Annotated in this window: 6 protein-coding genes and 2 pseudogenes; 5 read left to right on the top strand and 3 right to left on the bottom strand. The window is 70.9% G+C overall.

Annotated elements, in window-relative coordinates; translation table 11 throughout:
- Nucleotides 1-200, top strand: a pseudogene (locus tag ACJ8AN_RS00665) (biotin transporter BioY); the annotation flags it as partial.
- An 89-nt stretch (nucleotides 201-289) separates the two neighbouring features.
- Nucleotides 290-1,978, top strand: a complete 1,689-nt coding sequence (locus ACJ8AN_RS00660; protein ID WP_407753217.1) for an amidohydrolase — start codon at nucleotides 290-292, stop codon at nucleotides 1,976-1,978.
- Nucleotides 1,979-1,993: 15 nt separating this feature from the next.
- Here ACJ8AN_RS00660 and ACJ8AN_RS00655 read toward each other — a convergent pair whose 3' ends face one another.
- Nucleotides 1,994-4,012 (bottom strand): hypothetical protein, encoded by a 2,019-nt coding sequence (locus ACJ8AN_RS00655; RefSeq protein WP_407753216.1) that lies wholly within the window; start codon nucleotides 4,010-4,012, stop codon nucleotides 1,994-1,996.
- 57 nt (nucleotides 4,013-4,069) lie between these two features.
- Between ACJ8AN_RS00655 and ACJ8AN_RS00650 the strand changes: the two genes are divergently transcribed.
- Nucleotides 4,070-5,257: a DUF6068 family protein gene (locus ACJ8AN_RS00650; protein ID WP_407753215.1), complete on the top strand. Its 1,188-nt coding sequence runs from the start codon at nucleotides 4,070-4,072 to the stop codon at nucleotides 5,255-5,257.
- A complete protein-coding gene (locus ACJ8AN_RS00645; RefSeq protein ID WP_407753214.1) occupies nucleotides 5,254-5,577 on the top strand; it encodes a DUF4286 family protein in 324 nt (107 codons plus the stop codon). The genes ACJ8AN_RS00650 and ACJ8AN_RS00645 overlap by 4 nt, the downstream gene beginning before the upstream one ends.
- 94 nt (nucleotides 5,578-5,671) lie before the next feature.
- Here the strand turns inward: ACJ8AN_RS00645 and ACJ8AN_RS00640 are convergent.
- Together ACJ8AN_RS00640 and ACJ8AN_RS00635 are read right to left on the bottom strand one after the other, a co-directional pair.
- Nucleotides 5,672-6,067, bottom strand: a pseudogene (locus ACJ8AN_RS00640) (lectin ESA-2); the annotation flags it as partial.
- 426 nt (nucleotides 6,068-6,493) lie between these two features.
- Nucleotides 6,494-6,652 (bottom strand): hypothetical protein, encoded by a 159-nt coding sequence (locus ACJ8AN_RS00635; protein WP_407753213.1) that lies wholly within the window; start codon nucleotides 6,650-6,652, stop codon nucleotides 6,494-6,496.
- A gap of 197 nt (nucleotides 6,653-6,849) precedes the next feature.
- On the opposite strand from ACJ8AN_RS00635, the gene ACJ8AN_RS00630 reads away from it, so the two are divergent.
- Entirely contained in the window at nucleotides 6,850-8,043 is a 1,194-nt protein-coding gene (locus ACJ8AN_RS00630) for an alpha-hydroxy acid oxidase (protein WP_407753212.1), read from the top strand.
- Nucleotides 8,044-8,049 lie beyond the last annotated feature (6 nt).

Here is an 8,049-nt window from a genome sequence, read left to right as displayed (position 1 = left end):
TCGGCGAGCAGATGGGTGAGCTCGGCGGCAAGCAGGGCGAGCTCGGCGGCAAGCAGGGCGAGTTCGGCGCGAAGATGGGGGAGCTGGGCGAGAAGCTGGGAACGCTGGGACGCAAGCAGGGAAAGATCGCCCACCATCTGGCCCTCCTGGAGCTGGACGACGCCATCCGCAAGGGGCTGGCCGAGCCCGTGAAGCGCTAGTCCCTCCCACGCGGTTCCCACCCGCGCGCGAGTGCGCCAGAGTGCAGCGCCACCGACCCCGTCCTCCGGGGCAGTTCGAAAGGTGAGCGATGCACGGAATGAAGTCCCTCCTTGGCGCGGTGTTGCTCGTCGCGTGCGCGGCCGGTTGTGCCCGGCATTCGCCGGAAGCGCGGCAGGCCAATTCCTCTTCCTCCACCACCGTGTATGTCGCGCGGCGCGTGCGGACGCTCGATGCGGAGCGGCCGATCGCCGAAGCGCTCTCCGTGCGCGCGGGGAAGGTGCTGGCGGTGGGCACCCGTGCCGAGGTGCTCGCCGCGGCGGGAGAGGGCGCGCGGGTGGTGGAGCTGGGAGAGGTGACGGTGGTGCCCGGGCTCACGGATGCGCACGGGCACCTGTCGGGCCTCGGCCACAGCCTGGCCGGGGTGCGGCTGGAGGGCACGGCCTCGCGGGACGAGGTGCTCGCGCGCGTGGCCACCGCGCCCGCCACGGCGTGGCAGGGGGACTGGCTGATCGGCCGGGGGTGGGATCAGAACGACTGGCCGGAGAAGAGCTTCCCCGGCCGCGCGGAGCTGGACGCGCAGCAGCCGAAGACGCCCGTGTTGCTCGAGCGCGTGGACGGCCATGCGCTGTGGGTGAATGGCGAGGCGCTGCGGCGCGCGAAGATTTCGAAGGACACGCCGGACCCGGCGGGAGGCCGCATCCTGCGCGGTGCGGACGGAGAGCCCACGGGCGTGCTGGTGGACAACGCGATGGACCTGGTGCTCGCGGTGGTGCCGCCGGCCACGGACGCGCAGGTGGAGGCGCAGCTCTCGGCGGCGCTCGCGCGTTGCGCGGAGGTGGGGCTGACGGGGGTGCACGACGCGGGCATGGACCTGCGCACCTACCGGCTGCTGCAGCGCTGGGACAATGAGGGCAGGCTGCCGCTGCGCGTCTACGCGATGGCGGACGGCCAGGGCGCCGAGCGCGAGACGTACCTGCGCGAGGGCCCGTACCAGGGCCGGATGCTGACGATGCGCTCGGTGAAGCTGCTGATGGACGGGGCGCTGGGGAGCCGGGGCGCGGCGCTGCACGCGCCGTACAGCGACGAGCCGGGGCACCGCGGGCTGCTGCTGCTCTCGCCCGAGGAGTACGAGGCGCGGGTGAAGGCCTTCATGTCGCGCGGCTTCCAGGTGGCCACGCATGCGATTGGAGACCGGGCGAACACGCTGGTGCTGGAGACGCTGCTGCGCGAGTCCGAGGCGACGGGGGCGGGCAACCTGCGGCACCGGGTGGAGCACGCGCAGGTGATGAGGCTGGAGGACATCCAGAAGCTGGGGCGGAGCGGCTTCGTGGCGAGCATGCAGCCCACGCACGCGACGAGCGACATGCCGTGGGCGGAGAAGCGCGTGGGCCCCGAGCGCATCCAGGGCGCGTACGCATGGAGGAAGCTGAAGGAGGCGGGGGCGACGCTGGCGTTCGGCAGTGACTTCCCGGTGGAGCGGCCGGACGTGCTGCTGGGACTCTACGCGGCGCGCACGCGGCAGGACGCCGAGGGCCAGCCCGCGAGCGGCTGGTACCCCGCGCAGCGGCTGAGCGGCGAGGAGGCGCTGGAGGGCTTCACGGTGGGCGCGGCCTACGCGGCCTTCGCGGAGAACGAGCGCGGGCGGCTCAAGCCCGGCATGGACGCGGACTTCGTGGTGCTCTCGGTGGACCCGGTGGAGGCGCCGGCGAAGGAGCTGCTCGGCGCCCAGGTGAGGCTCACGGTGGTGGCGGGCGCCGAGGTGTACCGGGCTCCGTAGCGCGCGGTGACGGGCTCACCCCCTGCCCTTGGGAGCGGGGGGCGTGCCCAGGTCCGCGGTGAAGGAGAGCGCCTGGAGCTTGCGGTTGACCTCGTCCTGGGCCTCGCGCTTCTCGCGCACCACCCGCTCCAGCTCGCGGGCAATGGCCTCCAGCCGGTCCTCCTGCTCGTTGAGCTTCGTCACGAAGCGCTCGGCCAGCTCGCGCTGCGAGGCACCGCTCTTGAGGGTCTCGATGTTGGCCCGGATGCGCTCCTGGTCCTTGAAGAGCTTCTCGCGCTCCTGCTCGAGCCGCCGCTCGTCCTCGTCGAGCCGCGACACCCGCTCGCGCACGGCGATGACCTCGCGGAGGCCCTGGGCCACGCGCTCGTCGATGAAGCGCGAGCTCAGGAAGAAGCTCACCTCGTCCAGCCCGGTGTCGGACAGGTAGTACGTGCGGTAGCCGCCCGAGTACTCGGTGACGGAGAAATCCTCGCTCGCGCCGGCGGCGAGCTCCCGCTTGAAGCGCCAGAAGTTGTCCGTCGTCTCGTCGGGCTCCTGCCCGTCCTCGAGCTGCCAGCCCGTGCGCGGGTGCTCCAGGTACAGCGTCTGCGCGCGCTTCGCCTTGTTGCGCACCGTGTAGTGGGTGCGCCGGAAATTGTAGAACTCGACCGTGAGCACGCCGCGGTTCACCACCGCCTTGCGCACCGGGCCCTCGTCCGTCCGGTCATCCACCGACACCACGCACCCGAGCTCCACCGCGAACGGCACGAAGCGCTTGTCGTCCGGCTTCATCGTGTCGAGCATCGCCTCGCCCACGTACGTGTCCGCCTCCGTCACCGTCACCGGCCCGCCTTCCAGCGTGAGCCCCGTGGTGTTCTTCAGCTCGATGCACGCCATGGGGTTCTTCTCGCGCGTGGCGCGGTTGTAGAGCAGCACCCGCCGCCCCTCGAAGGGACGGTGGAGGATGGGCACCAGCGCGCTCTGGTTGCGGTGCACCGTCACCGGATGGTCCACCCGGTACTCGAAGAGGTCCCCCACCTCCTTCGTCAGCGTCTTCACGCCCGCGCTGCGCTCCCTGGCCTCGCGCATGCCCCCCGGTCCGCCGCCTCCCCTCGCGGCCCCGAAGGTCTTCATCATCGGCGCGGGCGCGGAGGCGGCGGGCGCGATCCTCGCCATATCCATCATCGGTTCCTCGGCCACCTCCTCTTCCGCCGCGAAGCCCTCCTCGGGGATGACGGGCGCGGCGGCCGCTTCCGTGCGCACCTCCACCACCGGCCGCTTCATGTAGCGCGGGTTGTAGAGGTCGTGCACGAAGGACACCGGCAGCCCGGCGATGAGCGCCAGGTCCACGTCCTCCCAGTCCTCGTCCCCCGTGTTGTCCACCACCGCCCAGCCCTGCAACAGCGGCTTCTGCTCCTCGTCCAGGAGGATGCGGTAGCTCGTCTTCCACACCGGCGCTTCCAGCACGTACGAGACGAACAGCTCCCGCTCGCCCTCGCCCGCGGTGAGCACGGAGAGCCGCTTGGTGTCCTTCTTGTACGAGGAGAGCACCGTGGCCAGATAGAACTCGAGGTCCTTGCGCACGGTGTCGTCCAGGAAGGTCAGCTCCGCCACGTCCAGCAGGTCGAAGGTGCGCAGCGACGCGCCCACCAGCAGCGTGAGGAAGGGCCGGTGCACCGCCGTCTCGCCCTGCGCCACCGGCAGGGACTCGAGCCCCACGATGACGCCCTCCACCTGCTGCTCCCGGCCCACCCGCACACGCACCCGCGCGCCCTTGATTTGACCCAGCAGCGCCGTGAGGCTCCCCGAGTCGGGGATGCGGATGGTGGCCTCCTCCAGCAACTGCTCCAGCGGCTTGGTGGAGTCGTAGCTCACCGCCGACACCGAGCCGCCCGACAAATCCAACACCGTCATCGACTTCAGGACGTCATTCATGTCCCGAGCCTTGAAGTCGAAGTGGAGCGTATCGCTCCCCGTCACCCGGCCACGCCGCTCGAAGTAGCCGACTCCGTGTTTGTAGAGAACGACGCGGCGGATGGGCAGGGACGGGGGCATGCACGCGGCTCCGGCGAAAGATGGGAGTGACAGAACCGTTGATGTATCAAGTCTCCCATGCAAATGCGCCACTCCACCCTTCCCATCGCCGTACTGCTGGGCGCGGCCCTGTCCCTCCTCCCGGGCTGCGAGAGCACGAAGTCGAGCGGCCCCGCCCCTTCCGACACGCAGGCCCAGCAGCCCACTCCGGTGCAGGCCGCGAATGCGTGGCAGCGCGCCCGCGTGGGAGACCGCGTCACCTACGCCTTCTCGGTGAACCAGGGCCCCGGACCGAGGGGCGGCACCAGCACCGCGCGCTCTCTCGAAGGTCTGGTGACGCTCGAGGTCGTGGCCGTGCAGCAGCCCTGGGTGTGGCTGCGCCTGTCCTTCACCGACGCGTCCGGCAGGCCCCTGGCGCAGACGCGGCTCGCGCAGGACCAGTTGATTCCGGTGCGCGCGGATACGACGCGCCCGCTCGACGTGCCCCACTCGGGCCAGGCCACCTCCGAGCGCCCCTCCAGCGCGGGCCGCACCTGGGAGGCGACGCGCTACGTCGAGGACAACCGGCCGGCGGACGGCCCGCTGCAGACGCTCGTGTACGCCAACGAGCCCGGCCCGCTCTACCTCACCCACGGCCTGCTCGAGGCGAGCACCGAGGCCTCGGGCTTCGGCGCCACGGGCGGCACCAAGCTGACGCTGCGCGAGTTCCGCGAGGGCTCGGGCAGCACCAACGCTCCAGTGCCCGCGCTGGACCGGCCGCTGGGCCCGGGCGCGTACTATGACCGGCGCGTGGAGGTGGGCCCCTCGCCCAGCGTGCAGCGCGTGTGCTTCGGCGCCGAGCGCGGCTTCTTCCTGCGCACCGAGGGCCCCATCGACACCAACGCCGCGCCCTGCTCGGACTTCTCGCAGGCCGAGCCGGTGCCGCTCGAGGAGCTTCTGATGGGCCTGCCCGGGGAGGCGCTGGCGTCCGGGGAGTGGCCTCCCGCGTCCGCGGCCTCCGGCACCCGGGGCACCTTCACCGCGGAGGAGAAGAGCGTGCCCTCCGTCACCGTGCAGCGCACCGAGACCGCGGAGGGCGCCCAGCGCGTCACCTCGGAGACCTACGCCACCGAGCCGTGGGCACAGAGCCTCTCGGGGCTGCCCTACGAGGCGCGCTTCCAGACGCTCTCCGAGGGCACCGAGCGCGTGCTCTCCGGTGGCAAGCGCGAGCCCGAGGGCAGCACGCGGCTGGTGCGGTGGGGCCTCTGGTTGGGGGCGCAGAAGTGACGCCCGCCCTCTACGTCGTCTCGCTCGAGGTCGCGCCCGAGGTGGAGAGCGCGTGGCTCGCGTGGATGCGGGAATTGCACATCCCCGAGTTGCTCCGCGAGCCTGGCTTCCAGCGCTGCCGCCTGTGGAAGGACAGCGCGCGGGCGCAGGACGGATGGGCGCGCTACGTGGCGCAGTACGAGCTCACCAGCCCCGAGGCGGTGGAGCGCTACCTCAACGGCGAGACGGTGAAGCGGCTGCGCGCGGATGGCGTCGCACGGTTCGGCTCGACGATGCGCGCCACCCGCGCCACCCTCACCGAGGTCGCCAGCTTCGGGTGAGGTGATGGGCCGGGGAAACCTCCGAGAAAACACCCCTCCGCCAGCCTGCGCGGAGGGATGGGTGAGGTGGAGAGAGGTCACTCCCGACCAGCGATTACTTCCCCAGGTTGGCCTTGAAGCCGATGGGGCCCTCGCCCGTGTAGGTCATGGTGCCAGCCAGGGTATTACCCTTGTCCGGCGAGGAGACATCGAGCGCCACCACGGCCTGGTTGTTGCGCCCCCCGATGACCCAGGTGCCACCCGGGTGCCAGGGCGCCTTGTCCCCGCCCCACTGGTTCTCCACGTTGTAGGAGCTGTTGCCCGTGGCGGTGGCCTTGAAGCCGATGGGGCCCTCGCCCGCGTAGGTCATGGTGCCGGTCAGGGTCTTGCCCTGGTCGGCAGAGGTAGCCTTGACAGCCACCACGGCCTGGTTGGAGCGCGCACCGATGACCCAGATGCCGCCCGGGTGCCAGGGCGCATTGTTCCCGCCCCACTGGTTCTCCACCCGGTACCGGCCGCTGGCGAAGACAGCCGCACTGCCAGCATTGATGTCATTGGCCGAGGCCGCGAACGGCGCCACCGTGGCGAAAGTAAGGGCCGAAATCACAAACAGATTCTTCATGCTCACGAGATTCTCCTTGGGTTCGTATGTACTGGGCAGACATCGCTGCCTGCTCAATCGGAGCCAGCCTTTCGCCGGCTTCGATGTACGCAACATGACGCACCCGCCGCGCGATGACTGTGACGGGACCCACACGGAAAGAGCGAGGCGAATCACAGCCCACGCATGACACAGGGGAGAGGGCGTTTTGGCGGCTACAGCGCCGCCTGGCGACTCCGCGCGCCTGCTTCGCTCACGCGGGCCTGCCCCTGCACTGGTGCGCAATGCGCCCAGGCTTCACACAAACCGCGGGAGAGCCACGGAATCGGGGCAGGCTCAGGGAGACTGCATTCGTGAGTCCTCGGGTGAAAAGAGGCCGGGGCGCCCCGCGTACACGTCGCCGAGCAGCATGGGGTTGAAGACGTTCCAGCTCAGATGGAAGAGCGCGCACGGCCACACCGAGCGGCTCGCCAGGTACAGCGCGGCATGAACCACAGGCTGTCCTTACGGCCGTTCATGGCGAAGCGGGTCTCCCGGGAGGCGGACCGGGGCGGAACCTACCCCGGAGGGACGTGAGCCTGCCCGGCCGCCCTCCCCACCCCCGGGGTTTTCCGGTCCACCGGGTTCCGCTGGTATCCTCCCGCGCGACGCGGACGCCATCCCCCGCGCCGACTCTCCGGGAGCCGCCCTTCATGCTCATCAACATCGAGGACCTTCGACAGCGCGCCCGCCGCCGGCTCCCCAAGGCCGTCTTCGAGTACGTGGAGAGCGGCGCCGAGGACGGGTTCACCCTCAACGCCAACCGGCGCGGCTTCGAGCGCTACCTCTTCCGCGCGCGCTCGCTCGTCGACGTGAGCACGAGAGATCAGTCCACCACGGTGCTCGGCCAGAAGCTGTCCACGCCCCTCATCCTCGGGCCCACGGGGCTCGCGGGGCTGCTGGCGCCCTGGGGTGAGGTGCTCGCCGCGAAGGCCGCCGCCAGCCGGGGCAGCCTCTTCACGCTGAGCACCATGTCCATCTGCACCATCGAGGAGGTGGCCGCCGCGGCGCCCCCGCCCCTCTGGTTCCAGCTCTACGTGTGGAAGGACCGGGGCGTCACGCGCTCGCTCGTCGAGCGGGCCCGGGCCGCCGGCTACACCGCGCTCTGCCTCACCGTGGACGTGCCGGAGATGGGCAACCGCGAGCTCGACCGGCGCAACGGCTTCTCCGTGCCGCCCCGCATCACGCTCACCAACGTCCTGGACGTCTTCCGGCACCTCGGCTGGGTGCTGCGCATGTCGTCGAGCCCCCGCGCCACCTTCGGCAACTTCATCGACACCGGGGCCCTCGCGAAGAAGGACGCCGTCTCCGTGGCGGGCTTCACCAACAGGCAGTTCGACCCGTCCATCTCCTGGAAGGACCTGGACTGGCTGCGCTCCATCTGGCCGGGGCCGGTGGTGCTCAAGGGGATTTCGTGCGCCGAGGACGCGCGCCTGGCGGTGGAGCACGGCGTCGAGGCCATCATCGTGTCCAACCATGGCGGCCGGCAGCTCGACTTCCTGCCCGGGGCCATCGACGTGCTGCCGGAGGTCGTCGACGCGGTGCAGGGCCGCGCCGAGGTCATCCTCGACGGTGGCATCCGCCGCGGCTCCGACGTGGTGAAGGCCATCGCCCTGGGCGCGCGGGCCTGCATGATTGGCCGGCCCTTCCTCTACGGGCTGGCCGCGAATGGACAGGCCGGCGTGGAGCTCTCCCTGGACATCCTCTCCAAGGAGATCGACCGGACGCTCGCGCTCATTGGCCGGCCCCGGCTGTCCGAGCTCGACCGCTCCGCGCTCCGGATGGAGCTGCTGCCTTCCGCCACCGAACCCCGCCCCGCCCTGCGCGTCCTCGACGGAGCGGCCTGAGCACGC

The sequence above is a fragment of the Archangium sp. genome, assembly GCF_045802675.1.
GTDB lineage: Bacteria > Myxococcota > Myxococcia > Myxococcales > Myxococcaceae > Archangium.
This window is presented reverse-complemented; position numbering and strand designations above follow the sequence as displayed.

What these genes read in the sequence shown, in the direction of transcription:
- ACJ8AN_RS00660 (WP_407753217.1), top strand. Translation starts at nt 290, where the DNA reads ATGCACGGAATGAAGTCCCTCCTTGGCGCGGTGTTGCTCGTCGCGTGC.
- ACJ8AN_RS00655 (WP_407753216.1), bottom strand. Translation starts at nt 4,012, where the DNA reads ATGCCCCCGTCCCTGCCCATCCGCCGCGTCGTTCTCTACAAACACGGA.
- ACJ8AN_RS00650 (WP_407753215.1), top strand. Translation starts at nt 4,070, where the DNA reads ATGCAAATGCGCCACTCCACCCTTCCCATCGCCGTACTGCTGGGCGCG.
- ACJ8AN_RS00630 (WP_407753212.1), top strand. Translation starts at nt 6,850, where the DNA reads ATGCTCATCAACATCGAGGACCTTCGACAGCGCGCCCGCCGCCGGCTC.